This window comes from Lyngbya sp. CCY1209 (assembly GCF_055795065.1).
In genome coordinates this window covers 1-20,476 of record NZ_JAYFER010000576.1, presented here as the reverse complement: position 1 = coordinate 20,476, position 20,476 = coordinate 1, and the positions used below count along the sequence as shown (strand labels likewise).

Here is a 20,476-nt window from a genome sequence, read left to right as displayed (position 1 = left end):
TAACTTTTGAGAGTTGGGTGGGGGAAAGGAAACCCAGTTTCTCCGATGGGAAATGAGGTAAAATGGGGATGCTATCCCGAGACTTGTGCGCCATGCCAACCACCGAAACCGAAATACTTGCCATCCTTCGCAACCTACCCCAACCAGCCCTCGAAGAAGCAAAAATCTTCTTAGACTTTTTGGCTTGGCGGTATCAAAACCACTCGCCCAAAGGAGCAAACTTGATCGCCAGTCTGCGGGGAAAAGCTACGGGGGATATGAGCACTGATGATATCCTCAATTTAACGCGGGGCGAAGAATGACCAATTTTCTGGTGGATAGCAATGTGATTCTGGATGTGTTGACGGAAGATCCCCATTGGTTTGACTGGTCGGCGACGCAACTGGCCGATTGTGCTGAAACCGGAACATTGCATATCAACCCAATTATTTATGCAGAAGTATCCATCGGTTTTCAAGATGTAACGGAAGTCGAATCTGTATTATCTTCTGGCTTTTTTCAGAGGGACGCATTACCTTATGAGGCGGCATTTTTGGCGGGTCAAGCATTTTTAAAATATCGTCGAAGGGGTGGAGTGAGGCGATCGCCTTTACCGGATTTCTATATTGGCGCTCATGCGATCGTCTGTGGTTACACCCTGCTGAGTCGTGATGCCACCCGTTACCAAACCTATTTCCCTGAACTGATCCTGATCAGTCCCTAAGTTAATCGGTATGGATTCTTCCCCCCACCCAGATGCCTAGAAACCGGGTTTCTACCCGCATCTCTCATCCCCACCGAAATCTCCCCTAGAAACCCGGTTTCTTCTCCCCATGAAAAAGCGGACTAGAAATTCCCCAATCATCTGTTTGAACTGAGAAAACGCCAACTGTCGCTAGTGCAGCAAATCCAAAGCCACGGCGCGGGTGTAGGCCGCGATCGCCCGTTCTCCCTGAATTTCAGAGGGTTCAGACAACCGCCCAACCCTATACGACGATATCGAATAAAAACGCGATCGTGAGGCTGATTTGACGCTTAAAAAACGTATCGCGGCTTCAGCCCCAACTACAAACGAATGACTATTTTTTTCTCAATCGAATCCGTTTTCTCTGTCGCTCCAAATTTTTGACGAGTTGCTGCAATTGCTCCAAATTCACAGGTTTCTGTCCGTACCGCCAACGGACGTAAGATTGACAAACCTCTTCGATCACTTCCGCCTCGTCAATCGAACAGTGGGGGGCGATCGCATTGGCGTATTCTTCCGGCGTCTGGGCGGGATGTTTGGGATAGCCGCGATCGCCCAACAATCGCAACAATTTCTGATACAATCGTTCCGGCGGCGGCAACTTCGCCAACCGACGGCGATCGCGCCAATTGTGCCATCCGTCCCACAGCAGCCACCCCAACAATCCCGCCACCGAAAGGGCGATCGCGGCCGTAAAAATGCCGATCCAACCCCTCGAAAATGACCGCAAAAACCAGCGGATGATCCCCGCCAAAAATCCCAATATCGCCCCGAATACCGTCTGTAAAATATTCGTCACCGGAGAGGGCAGCCACCCCGCCACCCAGTTCCAAAACGACCGCAGGGCACTGAAGGTTTGATTCTCTTCGATGGAAGGGGGAATCAAATCCATACCGGGGATGGGATTAAACGCGAACCAGCCGTATTCGGGGAAGTACACTTCCGTCAGGGCGTAGGCGTCCGTATTGCGGATGACGTACAATCCCGTAAACGGGTTAAAATCACCCGGTCCGAACCCCGCCGACAGCCGCGCCGGAATGCCGATGGAACGCAACATGATCGTCAAGACGGTGGAAAAGTGGTCGGGGTAGCCGCCGGTTATCGTTTGACCCTCCGGGCTATTTTCATATCCGAATAAAAAGGCCGATACTAGGTCTTCATCTTCGTTCAAAAAGGGCGGTTCTTCTTGCAATTTGTAATTGGGGTTTTGTTTGAGATATTGTGCCAAATAAAGCGCTTTTTCGTAGGGAGAATCGAGGGGTTTCTTGTCCTGGGCGACCTGCTGTCGGCTGGCGAGAATTTCCTCCGTTTTTTGGCGGACTTTTTCGCGAATCTGTTCGGGGACTTGCAGGTAGTATTTGCGAATTGTGTCTGGATAGTCGGTTCCGGCTTCCCCCAATTGGGTGCGGTTCCGGTAGGGAACTGTGGAAATGACGGTGTAGGTGAGGCCCTCCCGCAAGACCAGGGGCGATCGCAATGTTCCCTCCGGATCGATCGCGATTTCTTCAGTGGGGAAATACAGTTCCGTGGGCTGTCGCAGGGAGGGAAGCAGGTTGGGAAGTTGGGAAATCACCGTGTAACTTTGGATGATTTCCTCGGTCTTGGCTTTTGTCGGTTTCGGAAATAACTCGAAGCGATAGGACCACCAGGGCCGCTTTCGAGTCAAGGTTTGGTCGTTGCGGGAAATTTCCCAACCCTGACCCGTGTATTCGTCAAAGGCGACGACCTGGAAAAATCCCCGCGCCTGCGATCGCACCCTCAACACCACTTCCGGCTTCAAATTCCCCCGCAAATTTTGATTGATGGTGGTATTGAAACCATAATATTGGATCTCGTCCAACGTTCCCGCCCCGGACTCGCGATTTTGTCCGCCCTCGCCCCCTTCTCCGTCGCCCTCGCCGTCGGAGACGTAGCCCGGATTTAAAATTTGTCGGCCGTCGAATTCCCCCGGCGGCATATCGATGGGGGCGCTGACCGGGAAACTGCGGAGTTGGTAGCCCGGAAATCTGGGCAGGAGGGCGAAAATGACGAGTCCGAGGGCGACGATCGCCAAAAAGCTGACGGTTAAAAACTTGAAATTTAAATTAGAAAATCGTCGAATTTTGGGGTCGCGATCGCCGGATTTTGAGGGGAATTCCGACAGTCCGAGTCGGGAACGATAATCGAGGATCAAGGTCGGGAGTGCGATCGCCAAAAACGCCAAAATCACCGGCCCGAACGTGAGGGTTTGGCTGAGGGTTCCCGCCACGCCCAATAAAATCAGTCCGATCACCATCGAATAGCCGAGATCCTTGCGTCGAGGGAGGTCAAAACTGTGCAGGACTTGCAGGTGGATCAAAAGCTGGGCCAAAACGACCCGCGTATCGTTGAGTTCGCCCACCAGGCGATTGAAAAATGCGGCCAGGGCGACCAACATTCCGATCGCGATACAAAATTTGACCGGCACATTACGATGGCGGCGGCGAAACCAACTCCAAGTCGCACCCACCACGCTCACGGGTATCGCCCAGAGATTTAACGCCTCTTCGACGGCGACATCCGTGGCGATAATCCCCACGATGACCAACAGTTGCACCGTCACCCGCAACGCGATCGAGTCTTCGGGTTCGGGTGGGGGGGTCGCTTCGATCCGCCGCCACAATTGGCCAAAAAATGGGAGTTCCGCCGTCATGGGTGTCTGGAAGTTCGTCGAGTGGAGCTAGAAAATACTCTAACCCATCTGACGGAAAGCAGCTACACCCCGGGGCGCTTCACATTCAAGCGTGGGGCAAAATCGCGAAGCAGAGGGGATTCTGTTCGGAGTCGTGGAACAGCACGTTGAGACGGTACAGTTTGTTGGGTTGGGGATCGACCAATTCCATTTTCAAATATCCCGCGTCCGTCCGTCGGGCCGTGGTTTCATTATCCTGTCCCTTGAACTGTAGGCATCCGCCCGCCGGCAATTGTGCCAAAATCCGCAGGCAATTGCCGTAATCCTGGCTCAAATATTCCACTTCCAGACTCAACACCCCCAAACTCGTCCGCCAGTTTTGCTTGACGGGGGCGCGATCGCAAAAACAAGTCAGCGTCAGGGTGTCGATAATTTCCCGGGCCGCCAGCAGCAGCAACACCATTTTTTGCTTGTCGCTGGCCTGGGAGTAATCCGGAAGTTGCAATTTGTTCAAGTCCGGGTCGCGCACGTCTCCCAACATGATGCGACCCGCCCATTCGTTGAGGGCGTGGGAATCTTCTTCCGGAAAAAAAGAACGAACCGCCCGCACCAATTTTGCACCGTCTGGCAAGGTGGAGTGCAAGGCTTTTTGACAGGGGGCGAGCAGTTGGGCGAAAGTGGTTTCGGGCAGGAACGTGGACCATTTGAAATGTTCCCGCTGGGCAATCCACCAACTCGGGTTGGGAACTTCCGCAGCATTGAGAACGTCAGGATAGGTAGCGTCCGTCGCCCATTGCGTTTCCCAAGGAAACAACGGCGGTCTGTGTTGGATCTCAAGTTTCAACCTGTCTTTTAACAGGCTTTCAAATCTGTCTTTCACGGTTGGTATCTCTCCCAGTGTGAGTGGTTGACCTTCGGGGTAGAAAACGTCAATCTCTTCAGAGTCGAGCGGGTCGAGTTCTTCCCACCCGATCTCTTCAACCCTGGAATTTTCTGGCGCTCGACGGGCCGGGTCGGTCGTTTCCCCGGCCGGGTCGGACCCCTGGTCGATGGACTGTGGGATCAGCCCATCGAAAAAGTGACACTCGAAGGCTTGACGATCTGGATTTGTTTCGTTATTCATCGCTAGATGCACCGGCTCCGGATACTGAACGATTTCTAATATCCCAGGCTAACTCCAACACTTTAAACCACCGTTTCTGAACTTGAGTCACCTTGCAACCCAACTTCTGGGCGATCGCACCATCGGACAACCCTTGTTGCTTCAACCTTAGCAAATGTTGTTGCCCTTCACCGAGTTGCGTTTGGAAATTCTCCCACTGTTCGGGGAGCAGGCCCAAGTTGCGATCGAGATCCGCTTCCAACCACTGATGCACCAGTTCCCAGCGGTGGCCGAGGGCGAATCGCAGCAGGTGATATTTGAACCGCTGCTGCAGGTAATCCCGCTGGCGGGGAGTCAACCCCAAAATCGCCTCGATCTCCCGAGTGGGCAGATCTTGGAGTCGCAAAGTGAAATAGTTGGCACAGTCTTGTTGATTGTGTTCTTCGAGATACTGCATCAACTCTTCCACGACGGTTTGTCGCAGGGAGTCGAGTTCGGGTTCGTTCGACTCAGCCACCATCGCAGCTCGCACTTGCTGCAACGAGGAGTCGTCCCAAGTTTGGTCGGAATCCGACGAAACCCCCTCGGCCGCTTTATCGAGATCGACCAAGGATTCTCGGGGCTGCTGCTGAGAAAAGGTCTGCGATCGCAGAACGATCAACTGTTGGCTGCGGCCCCGGGCGAGGGGAATGCGACGTTTTCCGTACCGTTCCGAAAAGGCCAGGTATTCCGCCAATTCGAGCAACGTCTGGGGACGGTAGTCCGATGGCATTTGGGCTTCTTTGCGGAAGGCGTTCAGGGTTTCGACGTAAAACCCTTGTAAAAAGTCCCGGATCAGTTCCAACCTCGCATGATAGCTGGATTGAACTTGGGGAGGTGTGATATATCGATAAACGATAGCACTCAACGTGCTGTGGAGTTCCAACGGCGCCTGCTTCGACCCCAGTTTGTAGTAGCGGAGACATTGTTGCAGGCGATGTTGTGCCAACGTCATCGCCCACGTCTCCACTTCCCCCGAGGCCTGGATGCGCTTGCTCTCCGTACAGATGCGAATCGCTTCGTCTGTCAGACGCCAAGCGACATCCCGGCAGTTCTGCTCAGATGCCTTGGTGGCTTGTTTGAGCTCACCGGACAGCCGTTGAAAAATTGGATGGCTCTGGCAGATTTCCCCCATGATGATAATTTACTAACAATGACCCTAACCCATTCTTTCCAGGACGGGCCTCGAATGTCCGGAGAGTTTGGGGAATCCCAAAGATCGGGTGTGGGGTGTAGGGTGTAGGGTGTAGGGTGTAGGGTGTAGGGTGTAGGGTATAGGGTATAGGGTGTAGGGTGTGCGGGCGTGGGGAAAATTCATTCCCTTTCGACAGTGGCAATGTCCCAACCGTTCTGTCTGTTGCCGTACAACTAAGAATTGCAATTATATTTCCAATTTGAACGATGGATTTAGACCGACAAATTCAAACTTTAATTGACAACGCCCCCCAGGATGGCAGCACCCCCGGGGCGATCGCGGCGATCGCCCCGGGCCTGAAACTTTTGGCGCAGGAGTTGACCCATCCGGAGTATTTCATTCTGCAAACCCTCGATGGCGATTGGGTGATGACGACCCTGGGGAATGTGGACGACCCCGACCTGGAAAAGCGGGTCATCTACGCCTTTTGTGCCCGGTCTGACGCCTCCCTGAAATCTACCGCCCCCCTCTCGGCCGGTATCGTGGCGACGCCCGTCCCCGTCACCCACATTTTATTTCAGGCGATCGCCATCCCGTCCTTCGAGAGTTTCATCTTCTTCGACCGACCCGGCCATCTGGAAGCGGGCACCGAACTCAAGCGCCGGGACGTGCAGGAGACCATCCAAGTTTACCTGCGACACTACCAATCCCGCCGCCAACCCAAAACCCGGCCCGTCCCCCCAGACATCGCCTGAAGGTCTGCGGAGAATCCCTCGGGGCGCGCGGGCAGGACCGAGCCCTCAGTACAGCCGACTCACCACGTAGTCCGACAGGTCGATCAGGGCTTGGCGGGACTCGGAGGGGGGCAGGTGGCTGATGTGTTCCACCGCCTGCTGGGCGTGATGCAGGGCCAGTTCCCGGGATTTCTGAATTCCGGAACTCTCGTGAATCAACGCGATCGCCTGCTCGAAGTCGCCATCCTGGGCGAATTCCCGCTCGATCAGGGTTTCCAAAAACGGCCGCTCTTTCAGGGCGAACAACGTCGGCGCCGTCAGGTTTCCACTTTTGAGGTCGGAACCGGCGGGTTTCCCCAGGATTTCGGTGGAACCCGTAAAGTCCAAAATGTCGTCCACGATTTGAAACGCCAACCCCAGGTTGCGGCCGTAGCGGTACAGGTGTTCGGCCAGCTCGTCGGACACCCCACTGAGCAACCCCGCCGATTTGGAACTGTTGGCGATCAGGGATGCGGTTTTGTAGTAACTTTTTTCCAGGTAGGCTTCGATGGACAGGCCGGCGTCGAAGCGGTTGAGCCCCTGCTGAATTTCTCCCTCCGCCAGATCCATGATCACCTGAGACAGGAGTTTGACGACCGTCAGGTTGTCGAGGTTCGCCAAATACCAGGAAGATTGGGCGAACAGGAAGTCCCCGGCGAGGACGGCGACCCGGTTGTTGAAGAGGCTGTGTACCGTCGGCACGCCCCGGCGGACTTCCGACTCGTCCACCACGTCATCGTGCACCAGGCTGGCCGTGTGGATCATTTCCGTGATTTCCGCCAGACGGCGGTGCTTGGGGATGATCTCCTGGTTCGGCATCGTCGCCCGGGAAATCAGCAGCACGATCGCCGGCCGCACCCGTTTCCCCTGCACGCTGAATAGGTGTTCCGCTGCCGCGTACAGGATCGGATGTCGGGCGCCGACGAGTTGTTTGAGGTTGTCCGTTAACAGTTGCAGGTCCGCTTCGACGGGAGAAAACAAGAGTGTGCGAGAGGTCATGGGTTTGCCAACTCAGGCTGGGTGATTAACAAAATTTTACATATTATAGTTGTATTTTAAGCTAAGGCTCCAACCGGAGAAAAGTTCGACCCCGGTGCCGGAGTCGCGGGGCGGGCCGGCGGATGCCGGAACGGCGGGCACGGGGCGCGATCGCGGTGATACCGACAGGTGGGGAGATCCGTCCGTGGGGGCGAGAGTCCGGACGGCATCCCCCCGGGTCCGTCAACCCCGGTTCCGGAGGCTCCCGCACAATCCATCCAAATGTTAAATTTTTTTCACTTCATTCGCTACAAATTGTGAAATTTGTGCTACTTTAATGAGTAAGAGTTTAAATAATTCTACACATCAAGGGCAACAGTGGTGTGACGGTCAAGTTTTGACTGTCCGTCGTTGCACGGGTTATCCACGGGCAAGGGGATAGCCAAAAGCACTTTTAGTGAAGTTCCCAAGTGGGCACCGGTCGGTGTCCAAGGTGGGTCAGTTGGTTGAAGACTGATGGGTTCGGGACGGGGCTGCCGCGGGCGGTCTCGGATCTTGCCATAGCAGTTTTTCGACCCCAAATCAGTCTGTGGGAAAGCGGTCAGGAGTTGCAAATCTCCACCGAAATTCTCGCCGGAAATCGGAATGCGATCGCGGTCGAACCCTGCCTCTCCCCAGTTGCCCCCCACCCCTGTAGCAACTGTTAAACTCCCATCTGTGCTCCTCTGTTCGCATATTTGCTGCACCTATGACTTATCACGAACTGCCATTAATGATTCCCCTGCTGGCTGGCGGGTATGTGTTTACGGTTTATTTACTGTTGATGTTGGCGAAACGCACCGCAACGCGGCTGTCCCGGTTTCGTTCTTGATTGATTGTTGCCATCGCACCCGGCGATCGCCCCGCCGGGGAAAATGCCGCTCCAGATTGGAGGGGCATTTTTATTTTTAGACCGCTCTTGGGGGGTGCGATCGCGTCGCCGGGGGAGGGTATGGAAGACGGATTTAAATGTTTGATTTGAAGGTGATTTTGATTCGGACAGGGCGGTGCGATCAGTAAAATTGCTTAAAAATTTTGAGAATGGGGTTGGGGGGGGGACGACCGCCGGTTCGGACGATCAGCGGGAACCGGAGATTCCGGCATCGCTCCGTCCAAAGGTTCCCACTGGTAAACAAACGGCAAGCTGGCGAGGGAGCAGGATTTCCAATGACTGCGGACCGGGGCGCGGAACAACTGACAAATACCGCCCCGCCGCCCCTCCGATTTGTAGTTGCGGCAGTGGCGACAGGTAGATGGCGCGAGAGTTTTGGTCTTCATGAGAAAAATCTCCGCAGGAACGGTAGTTCGATTTTCAATCAAAATTCCCAAATCACCTGTTATCTAAACTACATTTGTGCGATCATTCTCCATCGAATTCCGCGATCGCCCCATTTCGGTTTTTCGCGGGCGGATCTGTGATAGGATAGTTAATTTGCAAAAAATTCGCTCCGTTTGCCGGGAGGACGGGCTATTTCGATCCTGCAATTTGGAGCTGGCAGCAGACCGGTCTATTTCATAAACTTTGGAGGGATGCGGGTATTTTCCCGGTATTTGGGAGGCTTTTACGGGTGGCGGCGAAGCCATTTCGGCGGAGTATGGAACTCCTGGAAGAGACCCGATTCAGACTCTTGATTGATGGACGAATCTCAAATTATCGATATGTTGAAGGGGAGTTTACAAAAATTTAAGTCGAGGATTTGACATGAGACGCTTTCAATTCATCGTGATTCCCGCCGGGGTTCTATCGCTGTTATTCGGGATGATGTTCCGAGTCGGAATTGCCCCCGCCCGGGCTCAAATCATGCCCGACGGCATTTTCGACGAGGAACAGTATGGCAGGCCCTTTTTGCAGCGGGGAGTTCAAGGTGCCACCGTTCAAGACCTGCAAATCTTTCGCACCCCACCCCGATTTTGCCGGCGTGGGGGCCGGCAGATGGGAGGGGATATTTTTTCTGTCGATGTCCTCTATTTCTTCCCAAAGGGGGATGCGATCGCCGCCCCCGCCATTGACAAAATCGATCCGATTTTCAAAATGCAATCATTCCCTTAACATTGTGTAATAATGTCACAGCTCGGGTCCGGACGCTGTTCATGTCAAATTGGTTGCGTATGAAGGGAAAAATCAAGCGCTTTTATCGGGTCATTCAATGGTTTGCGATCGGGGTGATCGCAGCGGGAATTGTGGCGGGTTGGGCGGTTCCCGCGATCGCCCAAATCGGGCCCCTTCCCCAACTCGACGATTTCAACCGAGTCACCCAGACTCGCATCAAAGCAAAACCCTGCGGCAACTTATTTTGTGCCACAGTCACCCTCGACAATCGCGACTTATTCGAGATCGCCGCATCCCCCACAATCGAAGCCGACCAATCCCAGAGTTTCGCCGTCAAACGGCGGGTCGAATATATCGAGACCATTTTGATGTCCATCGTCGCTTCGGTTGACGACCCGGAAACCCTACAAATTCAAGTGGGAACCCGCAACAACGAAACCGTTGTTTACGCCCCCGAACAACCCCAACTCCAAGATCAAGTCATCGTCACCGTCACCCAGTTCGACTCCCTCTACCACGGAAAACCGAAAAAAGCCCTCGCCAAAGAGTGGCGAGATATTATCCGAGAACAATTGCGGCGATCGATCGCCGAACGTCAGACGTTTCAGGAATATTTCTGGAATCGAAAACTTCCGTTCACCCTGCTATTTTTAATGTTGATGGCGGGCAGTAGCTGGCTGCTGCTGCGGGCTCAAAAACTGATCCGCCGGGAAGCGGAACTCGTCCAATCCCGCCTGTTTTCCGACTCCGACACCGCCGAACCTCCGGCCGAACCGCCGCCGGAATCGAGTTCGGAATGGGGCTTTTCTCACCTGTGGAACCGACTGCCCCGCATCCTGCCGGCCCAACAGAAACAAATCGTCCAATTTTTGCGACAGGTCGCCCAGTGGGGGCAAATTTTTATCTGGCTGGGCGGATTCGCCTATTTGCTGTATTATTACCCCGAAACCCGGGCGATCGGCGTCGCCCTCGGGGAAGTCCCCCTCGCCCTTTTGGTCTACTATCTGATCGTCGTGGCCGCCATCAAAATCAGCCACTTCGCGATCGAATATTACCTGCAGGATTGGGTCGAACAGTCAACTTTAAAGTATCCAAATTCCCGGCAACGTTTTCTGTCCCGGCAGACCACCTACACGGATGCTCTGAAAGGACTCGCATCCTTCATCAGCTACTTGATCGGGTTTATCCTCACCCTCAACACCCTGCTCAGTTCCATTTTCAACACCCCCCTTACCGAAATTTTAACCGGCGTCGGTGTCATCGGTTTTGCCCTGACCTACGTCTTCCAAAGTGCCATCAAAGATGTCTTGAGTGGCTGTCTGATTTTGTGGAGCGATCAGTACGCCGTCGGGGACGTGATCGGCGTCGCCGACAAAGTCGGTTTGGTCGAATATATTAACCTCTACATCACCCAAATTCGCAGCCCCGACGGGAATTTGATCACCATTCCCAACGGCAGCATTTCCGTCGTCGAAAATTTGACCAAAAACTGGTCGCGGGTCAACTTCACTATCGAAGTCGCCTACGATTCGGACATCCGAAAAGCCATGCAGATCATCAAGGATGTGGGCGAAAAAATGTTTCGGGAACCCCCGTGGCACCATCTCATTTTGGAATCCCCCCAAGTGTTGGGAGTCGATGCGGTGAGTCACGCCGGAATGCTGGTGCGGGTTTGGATCACGACAAAACCCCTCAAACAGTGGGAAGTCGGCCGGGAATTTCGCTGTCGGGTGAAGGAAGCCTTCGATCGCGAGGGGATTCGGATCGGGATTCCCCAGCAGACGATCTGGCACCAAAGTTACCACCACTTGCTCGACGGCAACGGCCACAAAGGCGAGGAATTCTCCGCGTCGCATTAAGATAATTTGCACATCCGGGACACAAATCGAGAGATTCGTTTACCCTCTATCAAGAGAAGACGATCGCACAAAGGTATCACCCCCATGCAACTGGCTCCCAAAACCCCGTCCAATCCGGAGTTGACCCCGCCTCCCCCCCCCACCCAAACCCTGATTTTGGATGTCGGGGGGATGAAATGTGCCGGTTGCGTGATGGCTGTCGAACGCCAACTCAACCAGCAGGAGGGGGTGATCGCCTCCCGGGTGAATCTAGCCACGGAGGTGGCGACGGTGGAATGTCACGCCGGGAGGGTGAACGCCGGAACCCTGGCGAATCTTTTGACGGAAACGGGATTTCCCAGCCAACCGCGATCGCAGAAAATGGGCGATCGCCAAGAATCCCTCAATCAACGCCACCAAAAGGAAATGACGGACCAGATCGGGCGCCTGGCGGGGTGCGGCGTGCTGATCCTCCTGTCCGGCATCGGCCACTTTCACCAGATGGGGTGGGGACACCTTCCCGTCCTCAGCAATATCTGGTTCCACTGGGGACTCGCGACCCTGGCCCTGCTGTTCCCGGGGCGATCGCTGATTTTCGACGGGGTGCGATCGCTACTGCGAAATGCCCCCAACATGAATACCCTGGTGGGACTCGGGACCCTCAGCGCCTACACTGCCAGTTGCGTGGCCCTGCTGTTCCCCCGCCTCGGGTGGCAGTGCTTTTTTGACGAACCCGTGATGCTGCTGGGATTTATCCTGCTGGGAAAAACCCTGGAACAACAGGCCCGCAGCCGCGCTTCTACGGCCTTTCAAGCCCTCCTCGCCCTGCAACCGACGATCGCCCGTTTAGTCCCTGAACCGCAGCCTGACGGGGCTTACAGCGCCGCTGACGGGGTGGAAATTCCGGCCGAACAGGTGCGGGTGGGGGAATGGTTGCAGGTGTTCCCCGGGGAAAAAATACCCGTCGATGGCACGGTTTGCCTGGGGACGACGGACGTGGACGAGTCCATGTTGACGGGGGAATCCCTCCCCGCCACCAAACGAGTCGGGGATGAGGTCGCCGCCGGGACTTTGAATCAGTCGGGGGCGATCGTGATCCGGGCCACCCGCACGGGGGAAGAAACCACCGTCGCCCAAATTATCAGTTGGGTGGAAAACGCCCAAACCCGGAAGGCACCGATCCAAAAGTTGGCGGATATTGTAGCAGGATATTTCACCTACGGGGTGATGAGTTTGGCGGCGGTGACGTTCCTGTTTTGGTATTTTGTCGGGACTCAAATTTGGCCGCAGGTGACGGCTTCGGGGGGGGTTCTAGGGGGGGCGCCGCTGTTGCTGAGTCTGAAATTGGCGATCGCGGTTTTGGTCATCGCCTGTCCCTGCGCGTTGGGACTCGCCACCCCCACGGCGATTTTGGTCGGTTCGGGTATCGGCGCCGAACGGGGTTTATTAATCAAAGGTGGGGATATCCTGGAACGGGTCCACGAACTCGATACGGTGGTTTTCGACAAAACCGGAACCCTGACGACCGGATCTCCGGCGGTGATGGAGTGCGTCAGTTTATCTGAAGATTTCAATGAAGCAGAATTGTTGCAGTTGGCGGCATCGGTGGAACGGGGTACGCACCACCCCATCGCCACGGCAATTTGTACCCTATCTCAACGGCGAAATCTCCCCTTTCTCGCAGCCGATGAATTTGCCACCGAACCGGGCATCGGCGTTGCGGCGACCGTGGCGGGGCGACGGGTTTGGATCGGCAATTCTGAAGGGTTGCAGCGTCAGGAAATAATCGTGCCATCTGCAGTATCTATTCCCCCCGAACAGACGGCGGTTTATATTGCCGTTTCGGGTCAGTTGGCGGGGGTTATCGGCATTTGCGATATTCTCAAACCGGATGCCCTGGAGACGGTGGAGGAACTGCAAAACATGGGGTTAAATGTGGTATTGTTGACGGGCGATCGCCAAGGTGTGGCGGATGCGATCGCGGCGGATTTGAAACTATCGCCGGAATCGGTAAAAGCTGAAGTTAAGCCGGAAGATAAAGCCAAAATCATCGCTTCCCTGCAACGGGACGGACGCCGGGTGGCTATGGTGGGAGACGGCATCAACGACGCCCCCGCTTTAGCCCAGGCGGATGTGGCGATCAGTTTGCATACGGGGACGGATGTGGCGATCGAAACGGCCGATATCGTCCTGATGCGGGACTCGCTGACGGACGTGGTGGAATCCATCCGCCTGAGTCGGAAAACCTTCGATAAAATCCGCCAAAACCTATTTTGGGCGTTCGGTTATAATACCATCGGTTTGCCGGTGGCGGCGGGGGTACTTTTACCGAGTTTTGGCATCGTCCTCAATCCGGCCGTGGCGGCCGCTTTTATGGCTTTCAGTTCGGTCAGCGTGGTGACGAATTCCCTGCTGCTGCGGCGTCAGTTTCGGGAACGTTAATAGAGATCTAGAAACCGGGTTTCTTTTCCGAAAACCATGCTAACATGGTAAAAAATACCACCCATTCAATGCAAGCCATGAGTTTGGTAATTTCTGATGAGCTAGTCAAAGCCAGCGGATTGTCCGAAAAAGAATTGCTGACAGAGCTGGTTTTACTGTTGTTTCAGCAAGATAAAATTGGCTTGGGTAAGGCATCAGAATTGCTGGATATCTCCCAAGTTCGGTTTCAAAAATTGATGGGCGATCGCGGGATCAACATTCATTATGACGTGGAGGAATTACAAGAAGATATCCGGAATATGAAAGCCAAAGGTTGGCTATGATTGTCGTCAGCGATACTTCTTGCTTAAGTGGATTGGCGCCGGTTATATTTCATTACTACAACAGCTTTACGGACGGGTATTAATTCCTCCGGCAGTCGCCAGCGAACTGCGGCGAGGGAGTGAAGACGATTCGCGCATTACCGCCGCAATAGATCTCGATTGGATTGAGATTTTTCAGCCCAGTAATTCTCAACTGGTGGAAACCCTCCAAACCGAACGATATTTAGATCGGGGAGAATCTGAAGCGATCGCATTGGCATTAGAAATAAATGCAGAACAATTATTAATTGACGAACGGCTGGGACGCCGAGAAGCCATTCGCTTGGGGTTGTCAATTACCGGAATCTTGGGAATTTTATTGGTCGCAAAACGTCGGGGATTTGTGTCCGAAATTCGGTCGATTATCGATACTCTGATTGAAGCGGCAAATTTTCGAGTGAGTGAGCGGTTATATATCGAGGTGTTGACGGCTGCGGGGGAAAATTTTTAAGGTTTCTTCCCCCCACCAGACACCTAGAAACCGGGTTTCTACCCGCATCTCTCATCCCCACCCCCATCTCCCCTAGAAACCCGGTTTCTTCCTCCCCACCCAGAGATATCAACCAGATCACTGAAATTTATTTCAAGGCGGGTTAAGTTGAATACACTGATGTTGGGTTTCGTGCCTCAACCCAACCTACTTAGATAACTTTTGCTGTCAGCCTTGAAATTCATTTCGAGGCGGGTGAAGCGATCGCCCCTCGAATCAACCCAACCCCCCGGCGGAAAATTCGGCATTTAAAACATTGCATCCGATACATCCCATGACATATGATAAAAAGCGATCGGGGACGATATTGGGTTCAGTCTTCATTTTTCTGCTGGGAGGGTCAGTCATGCCCAAAGTACCACCACAAAATGCTCAAATAACCGTGGGGTGTCAGTCCGATGGTTAGTCAGTTTTTCGAGCAGCCAATTCTCAACTCTCCCTACGAATGCCCGCAGTACCATTGGGAACTCGATGATGATGGGCAACCGACGGGGAAAAAAATACGATCGCGCCGCCGAGCAGAATTTCTGACCCCCATCCCCAAACCCAAGAGACGCCGAGATCAAAATCTTGGGGTGCAACAATCCCTGGCTTTGGGCGACGTGCAGGGGATTTCCGATGAGTCGCAAACCTACGCCCAAACGCTATTTGTAAATAGTATTCGAGAAAAGGTGAATGCTTGGCGATCGCTCCCCAATTCGAGGGATTGGAAGGTGACGCCGGAAACCGCCCGATTATTGCAGCATTGGCGACATCACGACTTCCAAGGAATTCGCCCGTTTTTCTGTCAGCTAGAGGCAGTGGAAACGGCGATTTGGTTGGCGGAAGTCGCCCCCAACAGTGGCAAGCAGGAGAAAGGGTTTCTCAGTCAGCTTTTCGCAGCCAATGAGGATGCCAACCCGGAACTGTTTCGGATCGCCCTCAAGTTGGCGACGGGAGCGGGAAAAACCACGGTAATGGCGATGCTGATTGCGTGGCAGACGGTGAATGCGGTGCGTCATCCCCAGAGTAAAAAGTTTACCCGTGGTTTTCTAATTGTGACGCCGGGAATTACGATCCGCGATCGCCTGCGGGTGTTGAAGCCCAACGATACCGAGAGCTATTATGCCAGCCGTGAATTAATCCCCACGGATATGCTGCCGGAGTTGCAAAAAGCGAAGATTGTTATCACCAATTATCACGCTTTTAAATTGCGGGAACGGCAGGCGATCGCCACTGGAACTCGAAAATTGCTACAGGGAAGAGGGCCAGAACTTGACACCCTGGAAACCGAAGGGCAGATGCTCCAGCGGGTGATGCCGGAGTTGATGGGCTTGAAGAATATTTTGGTGTTGAATGACGAGGCTCACCACTGCTACCGCGAGAAACCGGACACGGATGATGTGGCAGACTTCAAAGGAGATGAAAAAAACGAGGCGAAGAAAAACAACGAAGCCGCCCGTCTCTGGATTTCGGGCATCGAAATGGTGAAGCGGAAATTGGGCGTACAAACGATTTACGATCTCTCCGCAACGCCGTTTTTTCTGCGGGGTTCGGGGTACGCCGAGGGGACGTTATTTCCTTGGACGGTGAGCGACTTTTCCCTTATGGATGCGATCGAGTGTGGCATCGTGAAACTCCCCCGCGTACCCGTGGCGGATAACGTGCCGGGGGGGGAAATGCCGAAGTTTCGCAACCTTTGGGAACACATCCGCAAGAAGATGCCGAAGAAAGGGCGCGGCAAGGCAAGCAGCCTAGATCCGCTGAGTTTACCGCCCGAACTACTGACGGCCTTGGATGCGCTCTACGGTCACTATGAACAGACGTTTAAGCTGTGGCAAGGGCAAGGAATTGATGTGCCGCCCGTCTTCATTGTGGTCTGCAACAATACTTCGACTTCCAAGTTAGTTTATGACTACATTTCCGGGTTTCATCGCGAGGATGGTCAGTACAATGCCGGACGGTTAGAATTATTCCGAAATTTTGATGATTCGGGCGATCGCTTGCCCCGCCCCCGGACACTGTTAATTGACAGCGAACAATTGGAATCCGGGGATGCCCTGGATCAGAATTTTCGGGACGTGGCAGCGGATGAAATCGATCGCTTTCGGTATGAGGTCAGTCAGCGGGATGGGGCGGCGGCGGTGGAGAAAATAACCGACCAAGATTTACTCCGAGAAGTGATGAATACGGTGGGAAAAGCGGGTAAATTGGGTGAGTCGATCCGCTGTGTGGTGTCGGTTTCAATGCTGACGGAAGGCTGGGACACCAATACTGTCACTCATGTTTTGGGTGTCCGGGCATTCGGGACGCAATTACTCTGCGAACAGGTCATCGGCCGGGCCTTGCGGCGGCAATCTTATGAAGTCAATGAAAATGGCTTTTTTAATGTGGAATATGCCGATGTTTTGGGCATCCCGTTTGATTTCACGGCGAAGCCGGTTGTGGCGAAACCCCAGCCACCTGCGAAGACGATTCAAGTGTATGCGGTGAGTCCCGATCGCGACCATTTAGAGATTACATTTCCCCGCGTGGAGGGCTACCGGGTGGAGTTGCCCAGTACCCGCTTAGAAGCAGAATTTGGCGAGGATTCACTGCTGGAACTGACGCCCAATTTGGTGGGGGCGACGGTGACTCGCAATGAGGGGATTATCGGGGAGGGAATTAACCTCGATATCAAACATTTGGAGAAAATGCGGGAGGCGACGGTTATTTTTAATCTCACTCGGCATCTTTTATTCAACCAGTATCGCGATCCGGGTGAAGAACCGAAATTGCATTTATTTGGTCAGCTCAAGCGCATCACCCGTCAATGGATGCGAGACTATCTCCGCTGCACGGGAAATACAGTTCCGGGGCAGTTGATCTATCAGGCGATCGCGGATATGGCCTGTGAGCGAATTCGCAAGGGAATTACCGAGGCGATCGTCGGAGAAAAGCCGGTGAAGGCGATTCTCGATGCTTACAACCCCGTCGGGTCTACCATTCATGTGCAATTCAACACCTCGAAGCAGTCGCGGTGGCAGACAGACCCCCGATTTTGCCATATCAATTGGGTGATTCTCGATAGTGATTGGGAGTCGGAATGTTGTCGGGTTATGGAGTCCCACGATCGCGTTCTTGCCTATGTGAAAAATCACAATCTCGGTTTTGAAGTCCCCTATCTCTACGGTTCCACCCCCCGCAAATATATCCCGGATTTTATCGTCAAAATTGACGACGATCGCGGCGATGATGATTTGCTCAATCTGATTGTGGAGATTAAGGGCTTTCGCGGCGAGGATGCCAAAGACAAAGCCAGCACCATGCGAAATTATTGGATTCCGGGGGTAAATAATCTCAAGATTTACGGACGCTGGGCGTTTGCAGAGTTTCGGGAGGTCTTCCAAATTGAATCAGAATTTGCCAAACTGGTCGATGAGGCAATTCAGGCTCAACGAATCCGAGGCGATGGAGGAACGACAGCATGACCGGAACTGCAACTCAATCGAAAACCTACACGGCCGAAGAGTATTTGGCTTTAGAAGTCGAGTCAGATATCCGCAGTGAATATCGCGATGGAGAAATCGTACCGATGACTGGGGGAACCCCAAAGCATAACAAACTTTCCAGCGCCCTCAATGCCTTACTCTGGTTTGCTTTGAGAGGGAAACCTTACACCGTATTTGTGACCGATCAGCGCCTCTGGATTCCGAATAAAAACCTGTATACTTATCCTGATGTCATGGTGACACCTGAACCGGTGGAACTAATGTCGGGACGAAAAGATACGGTCATCAATCCGATTCTATTGGCAGAGGTACTGTCAGATTCGACGAAGCATTACGATCGCGGCGACAAGTTTGAAGCCTACCGGACGATCGCAACATTTCAAGAATATCTGCTAATTGACCAGAACAGACCCCACCTCGAACAGTATGTCAAACAGGCTGAAAACCAGTGGTTATTTACGGAGTATAATGGCATGGAACAGACGATAACACTGCGATCGCTCGATGTAGAAATTGCCCTGGCGGATCTCTATGAAGCGATCGCGTTCTAGAAACTCTCTTCTCTGACTTTTTATGGTATAATATACTTTCGTATATAAAACATAATTCAAGGAATTATCATGAAATCTGAAACCATCAATGAATTGACTGCCACTTTTGAGGCCCATACTCAAGAAACAGAACAGGGTGTTGAGTTTTGGTTGGCACGGGATTTACAGCATCTTTTGGGCTATGCGAAATGGGATAGTTTTGTAAATGTTATCTCCAAAGCAAAGACGGCTTGTGAGGTTTCTGGACACGAAATTTTAGACCATTTTTCTGAGGTCGAGAAAATGGTCAATTTTGGAGGAACCTATCATGATGATTCGAGCCGTTATTGAATGGGACACAGAATCCCAATCTTATTCTGCAACTTGTCCGAAACTCAACTTTATTTCGTCTTGCGGTGATACAAAACATGAAGCGATCATCAATCTTCAGGATGCTATAAAGTTGATATTAGAATCCATCCCACTATCTCACAATTCACCACCTAATATTGATTATGAACATCACCATAGACTTACCTGAAAGTATTTTTTCTGCACTTCGCAAAGCGCCCGATGAATTTGTTCAAGAAATGCGGGTTGCGGCTGCTGCGAAGTGGTATGAACTTGGCGAAGTCTCCCAAGGGAAAGCTGCTGAAATTGCGGGACTCAGTCGCAGCGATTTCCTGCAAGCGTTGGCCCGATATCAAGTTTCCGTACTGCAATATTCTGCCGAGGAATTGGCGGAGGAAATGCAAGATGTTTGTTGAGAAGATTGTTGTTAATACTTCCCCTTTGATTGTTCTGTTCAACAGTAATCAGGATGATTTGTTACCCCAGCTTTTCTCAGACATCATTGTACCCGAAGCAGTCGTTGAAGAAGTCACTCGGGGCAAAAGCGATCGCGCTTCCCAAAGGGTTCCTCAAACCGATTGGCTCAAACAACAGACTGTCGAGATTAACCCCACTGTAGCCGCTTGGGATTTGGGCAAAGGGGAAACCAGTGTGATTAGTTGTGCGATCACCCATCCCGGATACTACGCCATGATTGACGACCAGGCAGCTCGCCGCTGTGCCAAAAGTTTTGGTATTCTGACATTGGGTACAGGTAGAGCAATTGTCCTAGCGAAACAAAGAGGTTTAATTCCGTCCATTGGCGATCATCGCTTAGACCGTATCCGAGAGGCGGGTCTATACCTTGCCCCTCAAGTCATTGAATTACTCAAAACTCAAGCCAACGAAAACCCATCTAATTCTTAAACCTTCACTATTTAATCCTATGTCTCCCCGTAAATCCACCAAAAAATCAGCCCAATCCAAGCAGGTCGAATCCATCAAACACGATGACGCGACCCGCAAGAATATCCCCACGGCGGAATATCAGTCGGTGATGGCCGACGATGAAAAAAGCCCGATTCAGGTCGCCTATGAGCGCCGGAACCGTGACCTTGACCCGCAGTTGGTTTGGCGTGGCAAGGATGAGCAGGATTGGTCAGATCTGGTCGTGTCGGCGCCGCCGCTTTACATCCAGGAGAAGGTGCATCCGAAGGTTTTGATTGATGATTTGATGCGGCGCACGGAGTCGCGGCAGGACCTGCAGTTGGATTTGTTTTCGGATTTTAATGGCTTGCCACAGGATGCGACGGCGACGGATTTTTATCAGCATGATGCCCATTGGTCGAATCGGATGATTTTGGGCGACAGCTTGCAGGTGATTCTGATCTTAGTCCACTTAAGTGGACTTTTGCTATGAGCCTTGAAATTCATTTCAAGGCGGGTTAAGTTGAATACACTGATGTTGGGTTTCGTGCCTCCACCCAACCTACTTAGATAGCTGAAATTTATTTCAAGGCGGGT

General features: G+C 53.0%; 20 protein-coding genes. 15 read left to right on the top strand and 5 right to left on the bottom strand.

Translation table 11 applies throughout. From position 1 onward, the window contains the following. The first annotated feature begins 92 nt into the window (after nucleotides 1–92). Nucleotides 93–302 (top strand): transcriptional regulator, encoded by a 210-nt coding sequence (locus tag AC0QHF_RS20570; protein WP_324706107.1) that lies wholly within the window; start codon nucleotides 93–95, stop codon nucleotides 300–302. Beyond that, on the top strand, nucleotides 299–703 hold the full coding sequence (locus AC0QHF_RS20565) for a type II toxin-antitoxin system VapC family toxin (protein WP_324706106.1): 405 nt from the start codon (nucleotides 299–301) through the stop codon (nucleotides 701–703). The genes AC0QHF_RS20570 and AC0QHF_RS20565 overlap by 4 nt, the downstream gene beginning before the upstream one ends. 355 nt (nucleotides 704–1,058) lie before the next feature. On the opposite strand, the gene AC0QHF_RS20560 is transcribed toward AC0QHF_RS20565, so the two are convergent. From AC0QHF_RS20560 to hetZ, 3 genes are all read right to left on the bottom strand, one after another. Beyond that, the gene (locus AC0QHF_RS20560) at nucleotides 1,059–3,395 is read right to left on the bottom strand and encodes a transglutaminase TgpA family protein (RefSeq protein WP_324706105.1); all 2,337 of its coding nucleotides are present in this window, start codon (nucleotides 3,393–3,395) and stop codon (nucleotides 1,059–1,061) included. 85 nt (nucleotides 3,396–3,480) lie between these two features. Then, on the bottom strand, nucleotides 3,481–4,254 hold the full coding sequence (locus AC0QHF_RS20555) for a hypothetical protein (RefSeq protein WP_324706104.1): 774 nt from the start codon (nucleotides 4,252–4,254) through the stop codon (nucleotides 3,481–3,483). 235 nt (nucleotides 4,255–4,489) lie between these two features. Then, nucleotides 4,490–5,650, bottom strand: a complete 1,161-nt coding sequence (gene hetZ / locus AC0QHF_RS20550) for a heterocyst differentiation protein HetZ (protein ID WP_324706103.1) — start codon at nucleotides 5,648–5,650, stop codon at nucleotides 4,490–4,492. A 266-nt stretch (nucleotides 5,651–5,916) separates the two neighbouring features. On the opposite strand from hetZ, the gene AC0QHF_RS20545 reads away from it, so the two are divergent. Next, nucleotides 5,917–6,405, top strand: a complete 489-nt coding sequence (locus AC0QHF_RS20545; protein WP_324706102.1) for a hypothetical protein — start codon at nucleotides 5,917–5,919, stop codon at nucleotides 6,403–6,405. A 45-nt stretch (nucleotides 6,406–6,450) separates the two neighbouring features. Here the strand turns inward: AC0QHF_RS20545 and sds are convergent, their stop codons facing one another. Continuing rightward, nucleotides 6,451–7,422, bottom strand: coding sequence for a solanesyl diphosphate synthase (gene sds, locus AC0QHF_RS20540; RefSeq protein ID WP_324706101.1), 972 nt, complete (start codon nucleotides 7,420–7,422; stop codon nucleotides 6,451–6,453). Between the two features lie 727 nt (nucleotides 7,423–8,149). Between sds and AC0QHF_RS20535 the strand changes: the two genes are divergently transcribed. Then, complete coding sequence (locus AC0QHF_RS20535; protein WP_324706100.1) at nucleotides 8,150–8,272, top strand: hypothetical protein; 123 nt, start codon at nucleotides 8,150–8,152, stop codon at nucleotides 8,270–8,272. Nucleotides 8,273–8,466: 194 nt separating this feature from the next. On the opposite strand, the gene AC0QHF_RS20530 is transcribed toward AC0QHF_RS20535, so the two are convergent. Further along, nucleotides 8,467–8,718 (bottom strand): hypothetical protein, encoded by a 252-nt coding sequence (locus AC0QHF_RS20530; RefSeq protein ID WP_324706099.1) that lies wholly within the window; start codon nucleotides 8,716–8,718, stop codon nucleotides 8,467–8,469. Between the two features lie 424 nt (nucleotides 8,719–9,142). Here AC0QHF_RS20530 and AC0QHF_RS20525 point away from each other — a divergent pair, with 424 nt between their 5' ends. The 11 genes from AC0QHF_RS20525 (at nucleotide 9,143) to AC0QHF_RS20475 (ending at nucleotide 20,372) form a co-directional block, all read left to right on the top strand. Next, nucleotides 9,143–9,490: a hypothetical protein gene (locus AC0QHF_RS20525; protein WP_324706098.1), complete on the top strand. Its 348-nt coding sequence runs from the start codon at nucleotides 9,143–9,145 to the stop codon at nucleotides 9,488–9,490. 59 nt (nucleotides 9,491–9,549) lie between these two features. Continuing rightward, complete coding sequence (locus tag AC0QHF_RS20520) at nucleotides 9,550–11,349, top strand: mechanosensitive ion channel family protein (protein WP_324706097.1); 1,800 nt, start codon at nucleotides 9,550–9,552, stop codon at nucleotides 11,347–11,349. Nucleotides 11,350–11,433: 84 nt separating this feature from the next. Beyond that, nucleotides 11,434–13,770: a heavy metal translocating P-type ATPase gene (locus AC0QHF_RS20515; RefSeq protein WP_324706096.1), complete on the top strand. Its 2,337-nt coding sequence runs from the start codon at nucleotides 11,434–11,436 to the stop codon at nucleotides 13,768–13,770. Between the two features lie 44 nt (nucleotides 13,771–13,814). After that, nucleotides 13,815–14,093, top strand: a complete 279-nt coding sequence (locus tag AC0QHF_RS20510; protein WP_375341450.1) for a UPF0175 family protein — start codon at nucleotides 13,815–13,817, stop codon at nucleotides 14,091–14,093. A 19-nt stretch (nucleotides 14,094–14,112) separates the two neighbouring features. Next, entirely contained in the window at nucleotides 14,113–14,583 is a 471-nt protein-coding gene (locus tag AC0QHF_RS20505; protein ID WP_324706095.1) for a PIN domain-containing protein, read from the top strand. 437 nt (nucleotides 14,584–15,020) lie between these two features. Continuing rightward, the gene (locus AC0QHF_RS20500) at nucleotides 15,021–18,071 is read left to right on the top strand and encodes a BPTD_3080 family restriction endonuclease (RefSeq protein ID WP_324706094.1); all 3,051 of its coding nucleotides are present in this window, start codon (nucleotides 15,021–15,023) and stop codon (nucleotides 18,069–18,071) included. Next, the gene (locus tag AC0QHF_RS20495; RefSeq protein WP_324706093.1) at nucleotides 18,068–18,643 is read left to right on the top strand and encodes a Uma2 family endonuclease; all 576 of its coding nucleotides are present in this window, start codon (nucleotides 18,068–18,070) and stop codon (nucleotides 18,641–18,643) included. The genes AC0QHF_RS20500 and AC0QHF_RS20495 overlap by 4 nt, the downstream gene beginning before the upstream one ends. Nucleotides 18,644–18,712: 69 nt before the next feature. Beyond that, nucleotides 18,713–18,973, top strand: coding sequence for a hypothetical protein (locus AC0QHF_RS20490; RefSeq protein WP_324706092.1), 261 nt, complete (start codon nucleotides 18,713–18,715; stop codon nucleotides 18,971–18,973). 164 nt (nucleotides 18,974–19,137) lie between these two features. Next, a complete protein-coding gene (locus tag AC0QHF_RS20485) occupies nucleotides 19,138–19,389 on the top strand; it encodes a UPF0175 family protein (protein WP_324706091.1) in 252 nt (83 codons plus the stop codon). Further along, the gene (locus AC0QHF_RS20480) at nucleotides 19,379–19,879 is read left to right on the top strand and encodes a PIN domain-containing protein (RefSeq protein WP_324706090.1); all 501 of its coding nucleotides are present in this window, start codon (nucleotides 19,379–19,381) and stop codon (nucleotides 19,877–19,879) included. Before AC0QHF_RS20485 ends, AC0QHF_RS20480 begins: the two co-directional genes overlap by 11 nt. Nucleotides 19,880–19,898: 19 nt before the next feature. Beyond that, nucleotides 19,899–20,372 (top strand): hypothetical protein, encoded by a 474-nt coding sequence (locus tag AC0QHF_RS20475; protein ID WP_324706089.1) that lies wholly within the window; start codon nucleotides 19,899–19,901, stop codon nucleotides 20,370–20,372. The last annotated feature ends 104 nt before the right edge of the window (nucleotides 20,373–20,476 follow it).